Origin of the sequence: Thioalkalivibrio sp. ALD1 (assembly GCF_000381245.1) — a bacterium.
In the GTDB taxonomy this organism is placed as follows: domain Bacteria; phylum Pseudomonadota; class Gammaproteobacteria; order Ectothiorhodospirales; family Ectothiorhodospiraceae; genus Thioalkalivibrio.
Genome location: NZ_KB906243.1, coordinates 222,173 through 241,838, shown reverse-complemented (window position 1 = coordinate 241,838; position 19,666 = coordinate 222,173). Strand labels below are relative to the sequence as shown.

Sequence of the window (19,666 nt, the reverse complement as noted above, 5' to 3'; positions counted from 1 at the left end):
ATGAACGCTGCCGTACACCCGACCGAATCCGCTGCCGCTGACGTGATCGCGCAGGTCGAAGCCCTAGGGCGTGCCGCCCGCGTGGCCTCGCGGCGCATGGCCGAGGCCGAGCCTGGTGCGAAGAACGCGGCACTGCACGCGATCGCCGAGGGTATCGCCGCGCGGCGTGCGGAGCTGGTGGAGGCCAACGGCCGCGATCTGGAGGCCGGGCGCGCGCGCGGCCTGGACACCGCGATGCTGGACCGCCTGGCGCTGACCGACGCACGCATCGACACCATGATCGAGGGCTGCCGCCAGGTGGCCGGGCTGCCCGATCCGGTGGGCACGATATCCGATATGGCCTACCAGCCGAGCGGCATCCAGGTGGGCCAGATGCGCGTGCCGCTGGGCGTGATCGGCATTATCTACGAGTCGCGTCCGAACGTGACCATCGACGCCGCCGCCCTGTGCCTGAAGTCCGGAAACGCCGCGATCCTGCGTGGCGGCTCCGAGGCCCTGCACTCCAACCAGGCCCTGGCCGCGATCATTCAGGCCGGGCTGGAGCAGGCCGGGCTGCCGCGCGAAGCGGTGCAGGTGGTGCCGACCACCGACCGCGCGGCGGTGGGCGCGCTGCTGCGCATGCCGCAGTACGTGGACGTAATCGTCCCGCGCGGCGGCAAGGGCCTGATCGAGCGTGTCAGCAACGAGTCGCAGATCCCGGTGATCAAGCACCTGGACGGCGTCTGCCACGTGTACGTGGATGGCGGGGCCGATCTCGACAAGGCGCTGGCCGTGGCGGTGAACGCCAAGACCCAGCGCTACGGCACCTGCAACACCATGGAGACGCTGCTGGTGCACGCCGACCAGGCCGAGGCTTTCCTGCCGCGCCTGGCGGCGGCCCTGGGGGAACACCAGGTGAGCCTGCGTGGCTGTGCGCGCACCCGCGCCATCCTCGCCGGCAGCGGGACGGACATCGCCGAGGCCACCGAGGACGACTGGGTGGCCGAGTACCTGGGACCGATCCTCGCGATCCGCGTGGTCGACGACCTGGACGCGGCGATCGACCATATCAATACCTATGGCTCGCACCACACCGACAGCATTGTGACCGAGGACTACACCCGGGCCCGGCGTTTCCTGCGCGCTGTGGACTCCAGCTCGGTGATGGTGAATGCCTCCACCCGCTTCGCCGACGGCTTCGAGTACGGCCTGGGTGCGGAGATCGGCATCTCCACCGACAAGCTGCACGCGCGCGGTCCGGTGGGCCTGCACGGCCTGACTACCCTCAAGTACGTGGTGTTCGGCGACGGTCATGTGCGTAGCTAGGAGCCTGTCGGGTTTGGGGCTGGTCCGCTACGCGCGATTGAACCAGCATCTCCCTGAGGCAGCCCCGGCGTGATCGGGATTCTCGGCGGCACCTTCGACCCGATCCACTTCGGCCACCTGCGGCCCGCGCTGGAGATCCAGCAGCACCTGGGGCTGGAGCAGGTACATTTCATCCCCTGCCATGTCCCGCCGCATCGCGCGAGCCCGGGCACCGGCAGCGACGACCGCCTGGCAATGGTGGAGCGGGCGATCCGCGATGTGCCGGGCTTCGTGGCCGACCGCCGCGAGCTGGACCGCGAAGGGCCCTCCTACACGGTCGATACCCTGCTGAGCTTCCGCGAAGAGCTGGGGCCGCAGGCCCCGCTGGTGCTGATCATGGGCATGGACGCCTTCGCCGGGCTGCCGTCGTGGAACCGCTGGGAACAGCTGTTCGAATTGACCCATATCGTGGTCTCGCACCGGCCGGGCAGTCCCGCCTCGCAGGAACTGGGCGGCTGGCTGGGCAATGCGGTCACGCATGATCCGGCCGCGCTGCGCTCCGGCCCGGCGGGTCAAGTGTATTTCCAGGCAGTGACTCAGCTCGATATCTCCGCGACGGCGATCCGCGACGAACTGCTTGCCGGGCGCAGCCCGCGCTTTCTGCTCCCCGGAGCTGTCAACCGCTACATTCAGGACCACGGCCTGTACCGGGCCGGGGCCCAACGACATCACGGAACTTGATCGACACATGAACAGTGAACAACTGCTTGAACTCGTGACCACCGCGCTGGAAGACATCAAGGCGCAGAACATCCGCACCCTTGATGTGCGTGGCAAGACCACACTGGCCGACTTCATGGTGATCGCCTCCGGGACCTCCGGGCGGCATGTGCAGTCGGCGGCCGAATCGGTCGCGCTCGAGGCGAAGAAGGCCGGCATCCAGCCGCTGGGGGTCGAGGGCCAGGAGAGCCAGGAGTGGGTGCTGGTGGACCTGAATGACGTGATCGTCCACGTGATGCTCCCGGAGACCCGCGACTTCTACAACCTGGAAAAGCTCTGGCTGGCCGAGGAGGCCGCGGATGCCGAAAAGGCCGCCCCGGAAGACCCCAGCCTGGAGCGCGTCCGCCGCCTGCGCGGCTGACCGCCGCACGCCGCCATGCGCCTGGACCTGATCGCGATCGGCAAGCGCATGCCCGACTGGGTGGCCGCCGGGTTCGACGAGTACGCCGGACGCCTGCCGCGCGAGCTGAACCTGAACCTGCAGGCCCTGGCCGGCCCGTCCGGGGCCAAGTCCATGGATACGGCTACGCTGCTACGGCGCGAGGGCGAGATCCTGCTGAAGGCGATTCCCGATGGCGCCCGCGTGATCCTGCTGGACGAGCGCGGCAAGGGCGTGGACACGAAGGGCGTCGCGCGGCGCCTGGCGGATTGGCAGCAGGACGGGCGCGATGTCGCACTGGTGATCGGCGGGGCCGCCGGCCTCGATGACACCGTGCGTGCCCGCGCGGAATGGGCCTGGTCGTTGTCGCCGCTGACCTTCCCGCACATGCTGGTGCGGGTGCTGGTCGCCGAGCAGCTCTACCGTGCCTGGTCGCTGCTGAACAACCACCCCTACCATCGCGCGTGATGCCCGTGGCGCATCCGCTGTTGCTGGCCTCCGCCTCCCCGCGCCGCCGCGAACTGCTGGAGCAGATCCAGCTCGTCTTCGAGGTGGCCCCGATGGACGTGGACGAGGCCGCACTACCGGGCGAGCCACCGGAGGTGTTGGTCGAGCGCCTCGCGATCGCCAAGGCGGAGGCAGCCCTCGAACGCGGCATCCCGGGGCAGTGGGTGCTGGCCGCGGATACGGTGGTCGCTGTGGGCGGCGAGGCCATGGGAAAGCCCGTAGATTTCGCCGACGCCGAGGCTATGCTGCAACGCCTCTCCGGCGGGGAGCACCGGGTGGTGTCCGGCATGGCCCTTTGTCGGCCCGGTGAATCCATGCGGGCATGCACTGTTACGACCCGCGTGCGCATGCGGCCGCTGATGCCATCCGACATCGAGTACTACTGGGCGACGGGCGAGCCGCGCGGCAAGGCCGGGGCCTATGCGATCCAGGGGCGCGGTGCTGCCTTTGTCGAGTGGATCGCCGGTTCCTATACCAACGTGGTGGGGCTTCCGCTGTTCGAGCTGGAGCAATGGCTGGCGGAGATCCCCGACCCGCCGCCACGCAGCGCCTGATACGTCCCTCTCACTCGATCCCGAGCTTCTTGAGCCGGTAGCGCAGCTGGCGAAAACTGAGCCCGAGCAGGCGTGCCGCGGCCGTACGGTTGCCGCCGGTCTGCTGCAACGCCGTCGCGATGGCCTGGCGTTCCTGCTCGGCCAGGCGCTGGTCCAGGGCGACGTCGTCCGCTGAGGCGGTTGGTATCTCGCGCTGTGGCGCGGGTGGCACAAAGCCCGGGGCCTCGGCCGATGGCATGGGTTCGCCATGCGTAGAACGGGGCAGGTCGATGCTGTCGGCGTGGATCGTGGGGCCCTCGCTGAGGGTGGCGGCGCGTTCGAGGATGTTCTCCAGTTCGCGGACGTTCCCCGGGAATGGATGCCGGGCGAGGGTCTCGATGGCGTCTGGCGCCAGTTCCAGCGGTTCGGTACCCCACTGCTCGCTGATCCGGGTCAGTACGCACTGGGCGAGCACGGGGATGTCCTCGCGTCGTTCGCGTAGCGCAGGGACCTTCAGCTCGATCACGTTCAGGCGGTAATAGAGGTCCTGGCGGAAGCGCGCCTCGGCCACCGCGCGTTCCAGGTCGTGGTGCGTGGCCGACAGCAGGCGCACGTCCACCGGGATCTCGCGCGTGCCCCCCACGGGCTTGATCGCGCGTTCCTGGATCGCGCGCAGCAGCTTGACCTGCATGGGCAGCGGCAGGTCGGCGACCTCGTCGAGAAACAGCGTGCCACCGCTGGCCGCCTGGAACAGCCCGGTGTGATCCTGCGTGGCACCGGTGAAGGCCCCCTTGCGGTGGCCGAAGAACTCGCTCTCCATCAGCTCGCTCGGGATCGCCCCGCAATTGACCGGCACGAACGGGCGGTCACTACGCGGCCCCAGGCGATGGATCTCGCGCGCCACCAGCTCCTTGCCGGAGCCGGATTCGCCGCGGATGAACACCGGTGCCTGGCTGCGTGCCAGTTTGTGGATCGTCGCGCGCAGGGTCTGCATCGGCGGTGCCTGTCCGAGCAGCGGGCTGTCGATGTGGGTGGTTTCGGCGTCCGGGACCGTGTCGGCATTCAGCGCGCCGGGCAGGTCGGGGGCGGGTTCCAGCCGCAGCGCGGTGTCGATCAGTTCGCGCAGTTGCTGCAGGTCCACGGGCTTGCTGACAAAGTCGAATGCGCCCAGCTTCAGGGCCTGGACCGCGGTGTCCACGCTCCCGTGGGCGGTGATCACGGCTACCGGAAGATCCGGACGTTGCCCCTGGATGTGGCGCACCAGATCCAGCCCGTCGCCATCGGGCAGACGCATGTCGGTCAGGCAGAGGTCAAAGTCCTGCCGCGCGATCAGTTCGCGCGCCCCGGTCAGGCGTTCCGTCGTGGTGGCCTCGATCCCCATGCGGGACAGTGTGATCTCGAGGAGTTCGCAGATGTCCGGCTCGTCGTCCACGACCAGGACGTGGCGAATGCTCATGCGCGTTCCCTCGCGGGCTCCGTCGACGACGCTTTCGTGTCCGCCTCGCCCGTGTCGACATCCGTCGGGGCGAACAGGATGCGGAAGCATCCGCCGGTGGGTGTGCTGACATACTCCAGGGTTGCCCCGTTGTTCTCGCACAACATGCGCGAGATGTACAGGCCCAGTCCGGTCCCTCCGCGGTTGCCCGAGACAAACGGCTCGAAAAGGTCGGAGCGTTGTTCGGGGGCAATGCCGGGGCCGGCGTCGAGGACATCGAGGCTGACCACGCGGGCGACCTGACCCGCCCCGCCACGCAGCACGATCGGTGGTGCGCCCGGTTGGTCGTGTCCCCCGTGCACGCGTGCATTGGTGCACAGATTCCACAGGACCTGGTTCAGCTGCGACGGATCGAACAGCACTTCGGAATCATATGGCTCGACCTTGGCGTGCAGCGCGACGCGAGGGATCTGCATCGCGCCGCAGAACTCGTCGACAAAGCGGTCGAGGAATTCCTGCAGGTTCAGGCGTTCACGTTGTCCGGTATCGCGTCGCGACAGGCTCAGCACATTGGAGATCAGTTCGTTCACGCGCTTGCTCTGCTTGTTGATGATGGTCAGCAGACGCTGGTCGGCCCTGGTCAGTTGTGGAGACTCGGCGAGCAGTTGGGCGCTGTGGCTGATTGCGCCCAGCGGGTTGCGGATCTCGTGGGCGATGCTCGCGGTCAGGCGACCCAGCGCCTGCAGCTTGCTAGCCTGCGCCTGGCGCTGGATCTCGGCCAGATCCTCGAGGATCAGTAGTGTCCCGCGGTCGCCCAACGGGGTCAGACGGACCTGCAGGGCGGGCTGGTCGCGATCGCCCGGCAACTGGTGTGTGTCGGTGCGCATGCCCGCGTTCTGCCATTGATCGACCAGCTGGGCCAGCGAGGGCGAGATTGCGGACAGCTGGCGCCCGGGGCGGGGCGGGAGCAGGCGGCGTGCGGCTTCGTTGATCGAACGGATGTTGCCATCCGGGGCGACGGCAATGACCCCGGCGCTCATGCGCGCGATGATCTGGGCGTTAAGCTCGGCGAGACTGGCAAGATCTTCTTCCTGGCGTTCGACCTGGGCGCGTGTTGCACCCGCGCGGCGTGCTACATGGCGTGCCAGGAGCCCGGCAGCAAACAACGTGGCACCGAGCAGTCCGGCCTGGGTCAGGCCGGAGCCGTCCTGGACCAGCAGGACAATTGCGGCTGCTTCGGCCGTCAGCAGGCCCAGCGTGGCCACGGCCGCCAGCGACAAGCTCAGCCGTCCGCCGGAAAGCAGCGTGGCGGCGACCACTGCAGGGATCAGAAGCAGGCCAATGCCGGTGCCCACGCCACCGGCGACCAGCACCAGCGCGACCAGGCCGATGGTGTCGCCAATCCCGCCCAGCAGTGCCAGGGCCGCCAGACTGGTGGTATCGGGATCGCGGCTGGGGCGCCAGGTCATGGCCGCGACGAACAGCGCAAAGACCAGATAGCCGCCGGCGAGCGCTGGATACATTTCCGGGGCCGCGGCCTGCAGCCCCACCGGACCCTCCGGGACCAGTCCCAGGATCAGCAGGACGCTGGCAACAAAGACCCGGTAGAGCGCGAACAGCCAAGCCGAACGGCGTGTGTCGGCATCAAGCGTGATGGGGGCCCCCATGGATGCCGGCCTCCCGGCGGATCAGTCGGCGCCCGAATCGGAGCCGGGCCCGGCGTTTTGCCGTTTGCGGTCGATCTCGGCGTGTTGCGGGGAGCAGTAGAGGCGATCGCCATCGCGGTAGGCCTCGGCCTCCGGGACGTGTACGCCACAGAAGGCGCAACGAATCACTGCGCCTCCTTCCTTGAGGCGCTCGGGGCGGGCGTCGCGGGACACGGGCTCCTTGCGCGCGCCGGAGGAACGCACCAGGGTTCGGACCGCGAGAAAGATCGCGACGATGGCAACGATGAGCAGGAGCAGGCGCATGCCGCGATTCTAACGCAAGGAGATGGGTACCGCCCCCGGGCCCGCGTGGGGACGGATGATTGCGCTCAGCCGGTGTTGCGCATGCCTGCCGCAATTGCGTTGATCGAACGCAGCAGTGGCGACAGCCAGGGATTGTCCGCGTCGTCGTCGGCCTCGGCATCAAATTGGCGCGACTCGCGCAGCAGGTGGATCTGGATACTGTTGAGGGGGTCCAGATACGGGTTGCGCCGTTGCAACGAGCGCGCCAGCAGCGGCGTCTCGTCCATCAGGTTGTCCAGCCGCGCAACGCGCAGCACCTCGTTAACTGTTCGCGTGTGCTCCTCGCGCACCAGTGAGTACAGGCGCTCGGCCAGCTCCGCGTCGCTGCAAAGGCGCGCGTACTCGGCGGCCGTGCGCATGTCGGCCTTGGTGAGCGCCATCTGGCAGTTCGACAGCAGAGAGCGAAAGAACGGCCATTCCTGATACATCCGCTGTAGCTGCTCCAGCCGCCCGGGATCGTTGCTGCGCCACTGTTCCAGGGCCGACCCGATCCCGTACCAGGCAGGGAGGGTGTGGCGTGACTGCGCCCAGCCGAACACCCAGGGGATCGCACGGATGGAACTCTTGGAGCGATCCGTCTTGCGCCGGTGCGAGGGACGCGAGCCGATATTCAGGAAACCGATCTCCTGTACCGGGGTGATCTCGTAGAAGTAGTCCAGGACACCCGGTGTGCGGTCGATCAGGTCGCGATAGGCATCCTCGCCCGCGCGCGCCAGCTCGTCCATGGTGGCGCGGTACTCGTCGCGATCCTGGCGGGCCGGGCGGATCAGGCTGCGCGAGGCGAGCATCAGACCGGTCGCCCCCATGCCCAGTTCGTAGACCGCCGTCTCCGCGTTGGAGTACTTGTACGACAGCACCTCGCCCTGCTCGGTGAACTTGATCCGCCCCTGCACGGTGGCCGGAGGTTGGGCGAGGATGGATTCATGCGTCGGGCCGCCGCCGCGGCCAACGGTGCCACCGCGGCCGTGGAACAGCTGGCAGCGCACGCCAAAGCGGTCGGTGATCCCGACGATCTTCTTCTGCGCCTCGTAGAGGTTCCAGCTGGAGGCGAGGATGCCGCCATCCTTGCAGGAGTCGGAGTAGCCGAGCATCACGTCCTGGACGTTGCCGGAGGCGGACAGCAGGCGGGCATACACGGGGTTGGACAGCAGGCCTTCCAGCACGTCCTCGACATGCAGCAGGTCCTCGATGGTCTCGAACAGCGGCGAGATGCGCAGGTGGCAGAACGGCTCGCCGTTCTCGTCCTCGCCGGCCAGGCCTGCCAGGCGGCCCAGCAGCAGGACCTCCAGCACATGCGAGGCGGCGTGGGTCATCGAGATCACGTAGGTGCCGATGCCATCCGGACCGATCTCGCGGCGCATTGCATGGATGACGTCGAATACGCGCAGGGTCTCCAGCGCGCCCTCGTCCAGGGCCTCGCGATTCAGATCGGACAGCGCTGGCGCCGCGATCAGATCGCTCAGGACTTTCTGGCGGCCGGATTCGTCCAGCGTGTTGTAGTCGACCTCCGGGGCCAGTTGCTGCAGCAGCTGGGCGATGGCCTCGCTGTGGACCGTGGACTCCTGGCGTACATCCAGGTGATGCAGGTGGAAGCCGCAGGTCTCGACCAGGCGGATCAGGTCGGTCAGCGCGCCCGAGGCGATGTTGCGATCGCCATGGCTGACCAGCGAGTCGCGGATCAGGTTCAGATCCTGCAGAAACGCCTCGGCGTCGGCGTAGGCGCTGTTGGTCGGCAGCACGGCCGCCTCACCCTGGATGCGTCGGCAGACCGTCTCCAGCGTCTCGCGCAGGCGGTAGCGCATGATGTACAGCTTGCGCCGGTAGGGTTCGCTCTCGAAACGGTCGGAGGCGCCGTGGAACACCGCGTTGGCGATGTTGCTGTCGGCGTCCAGGCTGTCGAGGAATTCCTGCGACGGCTGACACATGTAGGCCGAATGGGTAAGTACATTGCGCAGGTGGTTGACCCGCTTGATGTATTCACGCAGGACCTGTTCCATCGCCAGGCGGCAGGCCAGTTCGGTGACTTCCGGGGTGACGTTCGGGTTGCCGTCGCGGTCACCGCCGATCCAGGAACCGAAGTGCAGAAAGGCCGGGATGCGCATTGGCAGACTGCCGTCGGGGTGCACGCCGTAGATGCGCCGGATCGCCTTCTCCAGGAAGCGATAGGACTGCGGTATCGCCTCGAACAGACTCTCCTCGAAGTAGAAGAGCCCGTACTTGATCTCGTCCTGGACCTGCGGCTTCTTCACTCGCACCTCGTTGGTGCGCCACAGCAGCTGGATCTGGGTTTCCAGCTCCTCGATGATCAGGCGGCGTTCCTCTTCTCCCAGCCCTGGCTGGTTGAGGCGGTCGGCCGTCTCGAACACGCGGCGCTGGTTTTCCATCGTGGTTCGGCGGCGGGCCTCGGTCGGATGCGCGGTGAATACCGGCTGGTAGTGCAGTTCCGCGAGCAGGCGCTCCAGCTCGGCGGCGGTCACGCCCTCGTCATGCAGCTCACGCAGCGTCTGATCGAAAGAGCCGGTCCACAGCGGTTCGCCACTGGAAACCTGCGCGCGGCGCCAGCGATAGAACAGGTCCTCCTCGGCGATGTTGACCAGGCTGAAGTAGATGCTGAACGCGCGGATCACGCGTTCGGTCAGGGCAGCGTCGAAATGGGTGATGTCCGCCATCAGGCGCTGGCGCAGCTGGGAATCCTCTTCCTTGCGCAGGCTCACAAAACCGCGGCGGAGTTTCTCCACGGCGTCGAACACGGTCTGGCCTTCGAGCTTGCGGATCACATTGCCCAGCAGTTCGCCGAACAGGCGCACACGGGCCCGCAGTTCCTTGTCCTTGGGCAGGAATCGGTCGTCTTGGTCGCTATGAGTCATAAGCCCTTCTGCAAGCACAAGGCCGGCGCTGGGCCGGCCTTGTGGGGATCGTTGCATTCACTGCGTGCGCGAAACGGTCACGGATTATAGCGCAGATCAGGTTGTTGCAGTCTGTCGCTTGCGGGGCGCCAGCTGGCGATACAGGGAGAGGTAGTGTTCGGCGCTGGTGGACCAGTCGAACTCCTGGCCCATACCGGTGCGCAGGAGCTGTTCCCAGCGCCCGTCGGCGCGCCTGTGGTAGAGGTCCAGGGCGCTTTCCAGGGCCTGCGTCAGCGCGCTGACCGTGTCGGGCGTGAAACTGAATCCGTTGGCGGTGCCGTCGGCCAGGTGTTCGGGGGTGGCGTCGACGACGGTATCCGCCAGCCCACCCGTGGCATGTACCACCGGCGGTGTGCCGTAGCGCAGGCTGTACATCTGGTTCAGGCCGCAGGGCTCGAAGCGAGAGGGCATCAGGAACAGGTCGGCCCCGGCCTCGATCTGGTGCGCCAGCGGCTCGTCGTAGCCGATGTGCACCCCGACGCGGCCGGTGTAGGTCCGCGCCAGGGCGCCGGTCGCGTGTTCCAGGTCCTTCTGTCCGGAACCGACCAGGGCGAGTTGCACGCGTCCGGACTCCAGCAAGGGGGTGCAGGCCGCATGGATCAGGTCCACGCCCTTTTGTTCGACCATGCGGCCGACATGACCGAGGAGCGGTACGTCGGGATCGACCTCCAGTCCCATGCGTTTTTGCAGGGCGGCCTTGTTCTCGGCCTTGCCTGACAGGTCCTCCGCCGAGTAGGTCCGGGCGATGTGGCGATCGCGGGAGGGATCCCAGGCACGGTAGTCCACTCCGTTCAGGATGCCGTAGAGGTCCTTGGTGCGGGCGCGCAGCACGCCATCCAGGCCCATGCCCGATTCCGGCTCCTGGATCTCCCGGGCGTAGGTGGGCGAGACCGTGGTGATGGCGTCGGCGAAGACCAGCCCGGCCTTCATGAAGGACAGGTGGTCGTGAAACTCCAGGGCGTCCGGGGTCCACAGATCGGACGGCAGGCCCAGATCGTCCATCGCCTTCGCCGGGAACAGCCCCTGATAGGCGAGGTTGTGGATCGTGAAGATCGTGCGCGGGCGCGGGAGACCGCTGCGCTCGGGGTCCAGGAATACGGGAACGAGACCGGTCTGCCAGTCGTTCAGGTGCACGAGTTCCGGTGCCCAGTCGAGCCCGGCCTTGTCGCGGGCAATCGCCGTGATCGCCCGCGCGAACCCGGCGAAACGCTGGGCGTTGTCCGGCCAGTCCATGCCATTGCTGGCGCTGTAGGGGTTGCCGGCCCGCTGGAAGTACTCCGGCCAGTCGACCAGGTAGACCGGCAGTTTGGTGCCGGGCAGGTGGCCTTCGATCAACTGCCAGGGCGCATCCGGGGGGCCGGGCAAGGGTTGCGCGTGGGCCAGCTGGCTGCAGGCCTCCGGATAGCCGGGCACGACCAGCCGTACGTCCTGCCGACGACGGCGCAGGGCAACGGGCAGGCTGGCGCTGACGTCGGCGAGGCCCCCGGTCTTGGTCAGGCCGTACGCCTCGCTGCTGGCAAAAAGGATGCGCATAACAATTCCCTGGGGAAACACTGGTGGAACCGGGAGCCCCGGTTGCGTTTCCAAGAGTGTAACTCAGGCGCCCGGAGCGATATGGAACGGGACGACATGGAACGCCGGGGCATTGAACGGTTGGACGGAGCGCTGCAATCTGGAGTCACCATCGCGAGGGGCACACGGATGATCTCAGGGAACGAACCGGCACGGAATGATGATCTGGCTGCACATAGAGCGCGGCTGAACGAGCGTCCCCTGCGAAACTTGTTGGAAGAGGACCCGGGCCGGGTGCAGCGGGATGTGCAGGAGATCGCGGGGCTGCGCCTGGACTGGACGCGCCAGCGGCTGGACGGCCCGGGCTGGCAGGCCCTGACGGCGCATGCGGAGCATTGCGGTGTGGCCGGGGCGCTGGAGCGCTTGTTCGCGGGCGAGCGTGTGAACATCACCGAGGACCGAGCGGCCCTGCACTCGGCGCTGCGCCTGCCGCCCGGCACGCGCTGCGAGGTCGCAGGCGAGGACCTGGCCGGGCCGGTGCACGCGGAACTCGAGCGCATGGAGGCCTTCGTGCGCCGGGTCCACGCGGGCGAACATACGGGCCATACGGGCCGACCGATCCGGCGGGTGATCAATATCGGCATTGGCGGCTCCGACCTGGGCCCGCGCATGGTCTGCCGTGCCCTGGCCGCACATGCCCGGCCGACCGCCGAGGGCGATCCGCTGACCGTGCGCTTTGTCTCCAACGTGGATGGTGCCGCGCTGTCCACCGAACTGCGCGAGGCCGACCCCGAGACGACCCTGTTCATCGTCGCCTCCAAGACCTTCGGCACGCAGGAGACCCTGACCAACGCCCGCGCCGCGCGCGACTGGCTGCTTGGCCACTTTCCCGCGGAGGCGGTTGCCCGCCATTTCGTCGCGGTGTCCACCGCGCGCGAGCGGGTGGTGGAGTTCGGGATCGACCCGGCCAACATGTTCGGCTTCTGGGACTGGGTCGGCGGGCGTTATTCGGTGTGGTCGGTGATCGGTCTGCCGGTGGCGCTGCTTCTGGGCATGGATGGCTTCCGCGCCTTCCTTGGCGGGGCGCACATGATGGACGAGCACGTGCGCGGCACGATCCTCGCCGACAATGCCGCCGTACGCATGGCCCTGGTCGACTACTGGAACCAGAATCTGCTGGGGGGCTGCGCCCGCGCGGTCCTGCCCTATGACGAACGTCTGGCCCTGCTGCCCGCCTATCTGCAGCAAGCGGAGATGGAGAGTCTCGGCAAGCAGGTGCGGCTGGATGGCCGCCCGGTGGACGAGGATACCGGCAGCATCGTCTGGGGGGCCGTCGGCACCGATGGCCAGCACGCGTTCTTCCAGCTGCTGCATCAGGGCACGCGGGTGATCCCGGCGGAATTCATCGGCGTGGCCCGGCCGGAGCACGACCTCCCGGCCCAGCACCCGCTGCTGCTGGCGAATCTAGTGGCGCAGGCACAGGCCCTGGCGCTGGGCAAGGACGAAGGGACGGTGCGCGCGGAGATGGCTGCGGCCGGTATCGCGCCCGAGCAGATCGATGCCCTGGCCCCGCACCGCACCTTCCCGGGCAACCGGCCCAGCACCGTAATCCTGCTGGAGCAGCTCGATCCGGCCACGCTGGGGGCCCTGATCGCGCTGTACGAGCACAAAATCTATGTGCTCGCGACGCTCTGGGGCATCAATGCTTTCGACCAGTGGGGTGTGGAGCTTGGCAAGCAGCTGGCCGGCGAGGCCCTGCAGGCCCTGCGCGGCGAGGGTGGACAGCCGGATGCGGCCACGGCCGCGACGCTGGACTGGCTGCGCCCGCGGCTGCCGACTGCCGACTGAGTCCGTTCCTGGTCCGATCCGCTACACGGCCAGGGCGTCGTCCGATTCCTCGATCTGCGGGACGTCGGTGGGCAGGGTGATGGTCTGTTCCTCGCCGTCCAGCCAGAAGCGGATCTCCGCCTCTTCGCCATCCGGGGTCTCGGAGACTGCATCCAGGAACTCGATCGGGGTCTCGGGAGTTTGCCCGTTCACCTCCAGGATCAGCGCGCCCTGCGCCAGGCCGGCGGCTGCGGCCGCGCCCTCAGCGCGGCTCACCAGCACGCCGGGTTCGTCCGGCAGTTCCAGCGCCTCGCGCAGGTCGTCGCGCACCGCGATTACGGTGATGCCGAGCGCGGTCACCACCTCGTCGTCGCCGGGCGGGCTGTATTCGAACGGCACATCGGCCTCGAGGACGTCGGGCGAGACCGCAATCGTGGCGCCGGTGCGCACAGCCAGAGCCAGACCGTCGCTGGGGCGGGTGTCGATGTAGCGCGGCTCGTCCTCGCCCTCCACGCGCAGCTCCAGCCAGCCGAGGTACGTGCCGTCGACCAGGCCGTCGACGATCACGCGTTCCAGAGTTGCATCCAGTTCGTCCAGTAGGTTGATCATCAAGTCGTGCGTCTGGGGGCGCGACAGCTGAACGTCGTGCATCGCCAGCAGGATGGACTGCGCTTGATCGGGGCCAATCACGATCGGGACCACCTCGCGGGAGTCGGGGTCGCGTAAAAGGGCGATCGGGGCGCCGGTCTGGGCATCCATGCCAACGGTTGCCAGTTCCACCGGTAGCACGCGCTCCAGCGCCTCCGGGTCGACTTCGCGGGCGAGGGCGTCACTGGCGGCGAGCACCAGGGTGAGTGCCAGGACCAGGGGCCAGGCAAACCGGTGGCGATGCGACATGGGGTGGGCCTGTGTTCGGGGTGTCCCTCGATCATGGCAGTCCGCTCCAGGTGCGTCCAGAATGACCCGAATTCAGGTGCAGGAGAGATTATGTCGCGCCACAAGCCCCACGCCTCGGCCGCGGAGGAGAATCGCGACCCCATCCTGTCCGTGCTGCGCGAGCGTTTTGCCGCACCCGGCCGGGTATTGGAGGTCGGGGCGGGCACGGGACAGCACGCGGTGTATTTCGCCGGTGCCCTGCCACACCTCGACTGGCTTCCGAGCGATGTTGCGGAGAATCTCCCGGGGGTGGAGGCCTGGCGCAGGGACGCGGCGCTGCCGAACCTGCGGGCAGCGGTGGCGCTGGACGTGCTGAGCGACCGCTGGCCCGAGGGGCCGTTCGACTATGTCTACAGCGCGAATACCGTGCACATCATGCGCTGGCTGGCGGTCGAGGCCTTTTTCGCGGGTGTGGGGCGGGTGCTGGCGCCAGGCGGGTTATTCGCGCTGTACGGCCCGTTCGCACATGATGGCGCGCACACGGCGCCGTCGAATGCGCGCTTCGACGCGATGCTGCGTCAGCAGAAACTGGGCATGGGTGTGCGCGACCGCGCCGATCTGGACGCGCTGGCCGGGCAGCATGGACTTGGCCGGGCCGAGGTGGTGGAGATGCCGGTCAACAATCAGGTGCTGATCTGGCACAAGGCCTGAAGAGTCCGTGTTTCCCTGGCGTGGTGCGTGTCAGATGTTGTGGTGCTCAAGCGGGTAGCCGCGTTCCTTGAAGTAGCGATAGCGGGCGCGGCCCGCCTCGCGTTCCGATTCCTCCCCACCGACGATATCCGCGACGCGCTCGAAGCGTCCACAGTATTCCGGCACCTCCGGCGCCAGGTTGATCAGCACGTCGCAGCGATCCGACGGGGCGTGGGCCTCGTGCAGGGAGACCGGGACGTCCGCATCGCGTACGTCGGTGCTGTGCGGCAGGAAGGCGGTGTCCTCGAAGGTCCACAGCCACTCGTCCAGGGTCCGCGTCAGCTCCGGCGAGCCGGTGTGGATGTGCACGCGATGGCCCTGGCCGCTGGCCTTCTTCGCCAGGCGGCAGGTGAAGCGCAGGCGTGCCTCCGGGGCCGGGTCCTGCAGCAGGTAGAAGCTGACGTGGGTCATCCGCGCCCGACCCGGGTCAGGCCTGGTCGAGCAGGTAGCGCATCAGCATCGGCACCGGGCGGCCGGTCGCGCCCTTTTCCTTGCCGCTCTTCCAGGCCACGCCGGCGATGTCGACATGCGCCCAGGTGTAGTCCTCGGTATAGCGCGACAGGAAGCAGGCGGCGGTGATCGTGCCGGCCGGGCGCCCGCCGATATTGGCCATGTCGGCGAAATTGCTCTTCAGCTGTTCCTGATACTCCGGCCACAGGGGGAGCTGCCAGCCGCGGTCGCCGGTCTCCTCGCCGGCAGCCAGCAGGCTCTTCGCCAGGCGCTCGTTGTTGCCCAGGATCGCCGCGCCCTGATGGCCCAGTGCGACGATGCAGGCCCCGGTCAGGGTGGCGATATCGATCACTGCCTTTGGTTTGTAGCGCTCGACCCAGGTCAGCGCATCGGCCAGCACCAGGCGGCCTTCGGCGTCGGTGTTCAGGATCTCTACCGTCTGCCCGGACAGCGTGGTGACGATGTCGCCGGGGCGGGTCGCGCGGCCGTCGGGCATGTTCTCGGCACTGGTGACCACGCCGACCACGTTAATCGGCAGCCCCAGTTCGCAGCAGGCCTCGATGACCCCGAACACGCTGGCGGCCCCGCACATGTCGTACTTCATCTCGTCCATCTCGGCGCCGGGCTTCAGCGAGATCCCGCCGGTGTCGAAGGTGATGCCCTTGCCGACCAGCACCACCGGGGCGTCGCCCTTCTTGCCGCCGGAGTATTCCATCGCGATCAGGCGCGGCGGGCGCTCGGAACCCTTGCCTACCGCCAGGATGGCCCCGGCGCCGAGCTTCTCCAGGTCCTTCTCGTCCAGCACCGTGGCCTTCAGCTTCTTGTGCTGTTTCGCCATCTCGCGGGCGGTGTCGGCCAGGCTCTCCGGGTAGCAGACATTCGGCGGGGTGTTGCCCAGGTCCTTCGCGCGGTTCACGCCGGTGGCGATCGCCGCGGCCTCGGTGCAGGCCTTCTTCGCGGCCTCGGCGTCCTTGCGCTCTACGCACAGCTGGATTTTGTCCAGCTTCACCGGGGTGGTCTTCTCCTTGCCCTTGAACGGGGTGAAGCGGTAGGCGGCATCCGAGATCGCCGCGACCAGGGTGTGCACCACCCAGGCGATGTCCTTGCCGCGCGGCTGGAAGTCGGCGACCGCGATCGCGGCGCTGGTGGCCGGGCGCTCGACCAGTGCGGCGGCCAGGGCCTGCGCCGCCTTGCGCGCGGCACGGGCGTCGAAGTCCTTCTTCGCCCCCAGGCCGATCAGGAGTGCGCTACCCTTGGTTCCACCGCCTGGCAGCAACAGCCGGCTGCCGGCCTCGCCATCCATCTCGCCGGCCTTCAGCAGGGCCGCGATCTCGCCGTCGCGCGCGGCATCCAGGGCGCTGGCGCCCGCGGCCGGCTTGCGCTTGTGGGCGATCCCGGCGGCGCGGATGCCGACGCGGGGTTTGTCGAGGGTCGAGGTGGTGACGGAGAATTGCATCAAATGCCTCCCGAAAATGAGTCCGATCATGTTACCAGCGCCGAGCGGCGCCCGACCACGCGTCGCGTCCGGCGCGGGGTGATGCGCGCGTGATCCTGCGTCGCGCCGAGCGCTTCATTGCCCGCGAGCTGTGGCTGACCCAGGCCGCGGTCAGTGTGGTGCTGCTGCTGGTCATTATCGGCGGCGTGCTGGCGCGGGTGCTGCGCGATGTCGCTGAGGGCAGCCTGCCGGTCGATTTCCTCCCCGGCATGGTTGCGTTCGGGGCGTTCAAGGGCATCGTCTTCCTCTGGCCGGTCGCCCTGTTTCTGGCGTTCATGCTGGTCTTCGGGCGCATGCAGCGCGACAGCGAGATGACCGCGCTGCAGGCCAGCGGGATGTCGTTCGCGGCCCTTTACCGTGCGCTGTTCTGGGTGGCTGCGCCGGCCGCGATCCTGTTGCTGGTGCTGATGACCATGGTCGTGCCCCGCACCGAGGCGCAGATCGACCAGTTGCGCGACCTGGCCGAGCAGCGTTCCGACCTGGTGGGGGTTGCCCCGGGCCGGTTCCTGCGCTCGCGGGTGGGGGATCAGGTCTTTTTCGCCGAGCGCATGAGTGCGGACCGCGAGGCCTTGCTGGAGGTCTTCATCTATCGCGAGGTGGATGGCGAGTCGCAGATTACCGTGGCCGAGCGCGCGGTACCGGATCCCGACGCCGAGGGTAGCGGCTTCCTCATGCTGGAGAACGGCTATCGCTATGTCGGCGAGCCGGGTACCGCGAGCTTCCGCATGCTGGAGTTCGAGCGCCTGCGCACCCAGATTACCGAGCCCGACCCAACCACGCGGCGCGCCAGCCTGGATGCGCTGCCGACCTCCGCGCTGTGGGCGCAGCGCGACGATCCCGAGGCGCGCGCCGAGCTGGAATGGCGTCTGGCGATGCCGCTTTCAATCCTGGTGCTGGCATTGCTCGCGCTGCCGCTGGCGCAGGTGCCGCCACGCACTGGGCGCTATGCGCGTATCCCGGCTGCGATCGGCGTGTACGTGCTGTACGCGAACTTCCTGATCCTCGGGCAGGGACAGCTGGCCGACGGCCGCACGCCGCTGGCCCTGGGGCTGTGGTGGACCCATGGCCTGATGCTGGTGCTGTGGGTAGTGCTGGCCTGGCACAAGGGCCTGCTGCGACTGCGGTCGGCCAGCCCTCGCTTGCGTGATGCTGGAGGAGCACCATGACCACGGTGCTGGGGCGCTATGTGATCCGCCAGGTGCTGATCGGCACCGGACTGGCCGTTGTGCTGCTGGTTGCGCTGGATGCGGTGTTTGCGATGATCGACGAACTGCGCGACACCGGTACTGGCAACTACGGGGTTGCCGAGGCGATGCTCTACGTGGCCATGACCCTGCCGCGACGGATGTACGAAATGCTGCCGCCTGCCGCACTGGTCGGCGGGCTGTTGTGGCTGGGCAACCTCGCGGCCAACAGCGAACTGACGGCGATGCGGGCCGCCGGCATGACGCTGGGCCGGTTCATCGTCTGGGTGCTGCAGGCGGGGTTGGTGGTGGTGATGGTGATGCTGATCGTCGGCGAGTTCTTCGCCCCGGCCTCGGAGACGCGTGCCCAGGCGCTGAAGGCTTCGGCCTTCGACGAGGAGATCAGTGTGGGGTCGATGGGGCTGTGGGCGCGCGACGGTCAGCGTATGATCCACGCCGAGTCGGTGCTGGCCGGGAATCAGCTTGTGGGTGTGCGCATCATCGAGTTCACCGGGGATCGCGAGCCGAGCCAGATCACCCGTGCGGCGCGGGCCCAGTTTGTCGATGGCGACTGGCGGCTGGAGGACGTGGAACGCTCGCAGCTGTCACATGACCGCGTGGTTGCCGAACACCGTGAGCAGGAGACGATCGACCGGCTGATCGCCCCCGAGTATTTCGACGTGCTGGTGGTCGAGCCCAGCCAGATGGCCGCGCTCGACCTGTCCCGCTACATCGATTATCTGCGCGAGAATCAGCTGGACGCCGCCCCGTACGAGGTTGCGTTCTGGCAGCGCTTTACCCTGCCCGCCAGCACCTTCGTGATGCTGCTGCTCGCGATCCCGTTCCTGTTCGGCTCGCAGCGCGAGGGCGGCGCCGGCCAGCGCCTGTTTATCGGGATCGCGATCGGCGTCTCGTTCGTGATCGTGATGCGCGCGATCACTCACCTGGGGCTGGTGTACAACCTGCCACCGCTGCTGGCGGCCAGCCTGCCGGTGCTGCTGTTCCTGGCCATCGCGCTGCTGGCGCTGCGACGCATGGCGGTGCGGGCATGATCGCTTCCTCGCGGCGGATATTTCTCGCGGGCGCTCTGGCGGGGCTGCTGGCCCTGCTCGCCGGCTGTGGCGGCAGCGGACCCGGTGACCTGGAGCCGCTGCCGCGTTCGGCCACCGTGCTGGCGTTCGGGGACAGCGTGACTCACGGGACCGGTGCCTCGCGCGGAGAGGATTTTCCGGCGAGGCTGGCCGAAATCACAGGATGGAGGGTGGTGAACGACGGTGTGCCGGGGGATCGGGCGGACAGCGCACGTGACCGTTTGGGCCCCAGTCTGCGCGAGCACGAGCCCGATCTGGTGATCATCGGCCTCGGCGGCAATGACTTCCTGCGCCAGCGCGCAGCGGCGTCGGTCAAGGAGGACCTGCGGGCAATGATCCACGAGGTGCGTGAGCATGGCGCCCAGCCCCTGCTGCTTGGCGTGCCCTCGGCCTCGGCCTTCGCGGCTGCGACGGGGCGCCTGCGCGACGACGGCATCTATGGCGAGCTGGCGCGCGAGGAGGGGGTCCCGCTGATCGGTTCAGTGCTCTCGGGGGTGCTCTCGAACGGCGATCTGCGCGCGGATCGCATCCATCCGAACGCGGAGGGCTATCGGCAAATGGCGGAGCAAATCGCCGACGGGCTGGAGGATCTCGGCCTGTGGCTTGCCCCGTGATGCAAGATCCCTGCGGGCTCCGGGATCCGGGACC

The 19,666-nt window shown here is 68.0% G+C and carries 18 protein-coding genes; 10 read left to right on the top strand and 8 right to left on the bottom strand.

Annotated elements, in window-relative coordinates; all coding sequences use genetic code 11:
• The 5 genes from F623_RS0108510 to F623_RS0108490 all read left to right on the top strand — a co-directional run bounded on the left by F623_RS0108510 (nucleotide 1) and on the right by F623_RS0108490 (nucleotide 3,504).
• Nucleotides 1-1,305 (top strand): glutamate-5-semialdehyde dehydrogenase, encoded by a 1,305-nt coding sequence (locus tag F623_RS0108510; RefSeq protein WP_018868382.1) that lies wholly within the window; start codon nucleotides 1-3, stop codon nucleotides 1,303-1,305.
• A gap of 69 nt (nucleotides 1,306-1,374) precedes the next feature.
• Nucleotides 1,375-2,025 carry a nicotinate-nucleotide adenylyltransferase gene (gene nadD / locus F623_RS0108505; RefSeq protein ID WP_018868383.1) on the top strand — a complete coding sequence of 217 codons (651 nt, stop codon included), beginning with the start codon at nucleotides 1,375-1,377 and terminating at the stop codon, nucleotides 2,023-2,025.
• Nucleotides 2,026-2,032: 7 nt separating this feature from the next.
• A complete protein-coding gene (rsfS, locus tag F623_RS0108500) occupies nucleotides 2,033-2,425 on the top strand; it encodes a ribosome silencing factor (protein ID WP_018862094.1) in 393 nt (130 codons plus the stop codon).
• A gap of 15 nt (nucleotides 2,426-2,440) precedes the next feature.
• Nucleotides 2,441-2,911 (top strand): 23S rRNA (pseudouridine(1915)-N(3))-methyltransferase RlmH, encoded by a 471-nt coding sequence (gene rlmH, locus F623_RS0108495; protein ID WP_018862093.1) that lies wholly within the window; start codon nucleotides 2,441-2,443, stop codon nucleotides 2,909-2,911.
• Complete coding sequence (locus tag F623_RS0108490; protein WP_018868384.1) at nucleotides 2,911-3,504, top strand: nucleoside triphosphate pyrophosphatase; 594 nt, start codon at nucleotides 2,911-2,913, stop codon at nucleotides 3,502-3,504. The genes rlmH and F623_RS0108490 overlap by 1 nt, the downstream gene beginning before the upstream one ends.
• Nucleotides 3,505-3,514: 10 nt before the next feature.
• On the opposite strand, the gene F623_RS0108485 is transcribed toward F623_RS0108490, so the two are convergent.
• The 5 genes from F623_RS0108485 to glgA all read right to left on the bottom strand — a co-directional run bounded on the left by F623_RS0108485 (nucleotide 3,515) and on the right by glgA (nucleotide 11,366).
• Entirely contained in the window at nucleotides 3,515-4,939 is a 1,425-nt protein-coding gene (locus F623_RS0108485) for a sigma-54 dependent transcriptional regulator (RefSeq protein WP_018868385.1), read from the bottom strand.
• Nucleotides 4,936-6,585 (bottom strand): PAS domain-containing sensor histidine kinase, encoded by a 1,650-nt coding sequence (locus tag F623_RS0108480; RefSeq protein ID WP_018862090.1) that lies wholly within the window; start codon nucleotides 6,583-6,585, stop codon nucleotides 4,936-4,938. The genes F623_RS0108485 and F623_RS0108480 overlap by 4 nt, the downstream gene beginning before the upstream one ends.
• Before the next feature lie 21 nt (nucleotides 6,586-6,606).
• On the bottom strand, nucleotides 6,607-6,888 hold the full coding sequence (locus tag F623_RS0108475) for a PP0621 family protein (protein WP_018862089.1): 282 nt from the start codon (nucleotides 6,886-6,888) through the stop codon (nucleotides 6,607-6,609).
• A gap of 65 nt (nucleotides 6,889-6,953) precedes the next feature.
• Entirely contained in the window at nucleotides 6,954-9,794 is a 2,841-nt protein-coding gene (gene ppc, locus F623_RS0108470) for a phosphoenolpyruvate carboxylase (protein WP_018868386.1), read from the bottom strand.
• Between the two features lie 96 nt (nucleotides 9,795-9,890).
• Nucleotides 9,891-11,366, bottom strand: coding sequence for a glycogen synthase GlgA (gene glgA / locus F623_RS0108465; protein WP_018868387.1), 1,476 nt, complete (start codon nucleotides 11,364-11,366; stop codon nucleotides 9,891-9,893).
• A gap of 168 nt (nucleotides 11,367-11,534) precedes the next feature.
• On the opposite strand from glgA, the gene pgi reads away from it, so the two are divergent.
• Nucleotides 11,535-13,193, top strand: a complete 1,659-nt coding sequence (gene pgi / locus F623_RS0108460) for a glucose-6-phosphate isomerase (protein WP_018868388.1) — start codon at nucleotides 11,535-11,537, stop codon at nucleotides 13,191-13,193.
• Between the two features lie 21 nt (nucleotides 13,194-13,214).
• Here the strand turns inward: pgi and F623_RS0108455 are convergent, their stop codons facing one another.
• Entirely contained in the window at nucleotides 13,215-14,069 is an 855-nt protein-coding gene (locus F623_RS0108455) for a bifunctional nuclease domain-containing protein (RefSeq protein ID WP_018862085.1), read from the bottom strand.
• A 90-nt stretch (nucleotides 14,070-14,159) separates the two neighbouring features.
• On the opposite strand from F623_RS0108455, the gene F623_RS0108450 reads away from it, so the two are divergent.
• Entirely contained in the window at nucleotides 14,160-14,759 is a 600-nt protein-coding gene (locus tag F623_RS0108450; protein WP_018868389.1) for a DUF938 domain-containing protein, read from the top strand.
• Nucleotides 14,760-14,789: 30 nt separating this feature from the next.
• Here F623_RS0108450 and F623_RS0108445 read toward each other — a convergent pair whose 3' ends face one another.
• Together F623_RS0108445 and F623_RS0108440 are read right to left on the bottom strand one after the other, a co-directional pair.
• Nucleotides 14,790-15,209, bottom strand: coding sequence for a DNA polymerase III subunit chi (locus F623_RS0108445; protein ID WP_018868390.1), 420 nt, complete (start codon nucleotides 15,207-15,209; stop codon nucleotides 14,790-14,792).
• Between the two features lie 16 nt (nucleotides 15,210-15,225).
• On the bottom strand, nucleotides 15,226-16,704 hold the full coding sequence (locus tag F623_RS0108440; protein WP_018868391.1) for a leucyl aminopeptidase: 1,479 nt from the start codon (nucleotides 16,702-16,704) through the stop codon (nucleotides 15,226-15,228).
• An 89-nt stretch (nucleotides 16,705-16,793) separates the two neighbouring features.
• On the opposite strand from F623_RS0108440, the gene lptF reads away from it, so the two are divergent.
• From lptF to F623_RS0108425, 3 genes are read left to right on the top strand one after another with little or no spacing between them, the layout of a single operon-like run.
• Nucleotides 16,794-17,909 (top strand): LPS export ABC transporter permease LptF, encoded by a 1,116-nt coding sequence (lptF, locus tag F623_RS0108435; RefSeq protein WP_018862081.1) that lies wholly within the window; start codon nucleotides 16,794-16,796, stop codon nucleotides 17,907-17,909.
• Nucleotides 17,906-18,979: an LPS export ABC transporter permease LptG gene (gene lptG, locus F623_RS0108430; protein ID WP_018862080.1), complete on the top strand. Its 1,074-nt coding sequence runs from the start codon at nucleotides 17,906-17,908 to the stop codon at nucleotides 18,977-18,979. Before lptF ends, lptG begins: the two co-directional genes overlap by 4 nt.
• Nucleotides 18,976-19,632 carry a GDSL-type esterase/lipase family protein gene (locus F623_RS0108425; protein ID WP_018862079.1) on the top strand — a complete coding sequence of 219 codons (657 nt, stop codon included), beginning with the start codon at nucleotides 18,976-18,978 and terminating at the stop codon, nucleotides 19,630-19,632. The genes lptG and F623_RS0108425 overlap by 4 nt, the downstream gene beginning before the upstream one ends.
• Nucleotides 19,633-19,666 lie beyond the last annotated feature (34 nt).

Bases quoted from the DNA above. Each gene is read 5' to 3' on its own strand.
- rlmH (WP_018862093.1), top strand. From the start codon at position 2,441: ATGCGCCTGGACCTGATCGCGATCGGCAAGCGCATGCCCGACTGGGTG.
- pgi (WP_018868388.1), top strand. From the start codon at position 11,535: ATGATCTCAGGGAACGAACCGGCACGGAATGATGATCTGGCTGCACAT.
- F623_RS0108490 (WP_018868384.1), top strand. From the start codon at position 2,911: ATGCCCGTGGCGCATCCGCTGTTGCTGGCCTCCGCCTCCCCGCGCCGC.
- F623_RS0108455 (WP_018862085.1), bottom strand. From the start codon at position 14,069: ATGTCGCATCGCCACCGGTTTGCCTGGCCCCTGGTCCTGGCACTCACC.
- F623_RS0108485 (WP_018868385.1), bottom strand. From the start codon at position 4,939: ATGAGCATTCGCCACGTCCTGGTCGTGGACGACGAGCCGGACATCTGC.
- ppc (WP_018868386.1), bottom strand. From the start codon at position 9,794: ATGACTCATAGCGACCAAGACGACCGATTCCTGCCCAAGGACAAGGAA.
- glgA (WP_018868387.1), bottom strand. From the start codon at position 11,366: ATGCGCATCCTTTTTGCCAGCAGCGAGGCGTACGGCCTGACCAAGACC.
- lptG (WP_018862080.1), top strand. From the start codon at position 17,906: ATGACCACGGTGCTGGGGCGCTATGTGATCCGCCAGGTGCTGATCGGC.
- F623_RS0108445 (WP_018868390.1), bottom strand. From the start codon at position 15,209: ATGACCCACGTCAGCTTCTACCTGCTGCAGGACCCGGCCCCGGAGGCA.
- F623_RS0108480 (WP_018862090.1), bottom strand. From the start codon at position 6,585: ATGGGGGCCCCCATCACGCTTGATGCCGACACACGCCGTTCGGCTTGG.
- F623_RS0108425 (WP_018862079.1), top strand. From the start codon at position 18,976: ATGATCGCTTCCTCGCGGCGGATATTTCTCGCGGGCGCTCTGGCGGGG.
- F623_RS0108475 (WP_018862089.1), bottom strand. From the start codon at position 6,888: ATGCGCCTGCTCCTGCTCATCGTTGCCATCGTCGCGATCTTTCTCGCG.
- F623_RS0108450 (WP_018868389.1), top strand. From the start codon at position 14,160: ATGTCGCGCCACAAGCCCCACGCCTCGGCCGCGGAGGAGAATCGCGAC.
- F623_RS0108510 (WP_018868382.1), top strand. From the start codon at position 1: ATGAACGCTGCCGTACACCCGACCGAATCCGCTGCCGCTGACGTGATC.
- rsfS (WP_018862094.1), top strand. From the start codon at position 2,033: ATGAACAGTGAACAACTGCTTGAACTCGTGACCACCGCGCTGGAAGAC.
- F623_RS0108440 (WP_018868391.1), bottom strand. From the start codon at position 16,704: ATGCAATTCTCCGTCACCACCTCGACCCTCGACAAACCCCGCGTCGGC.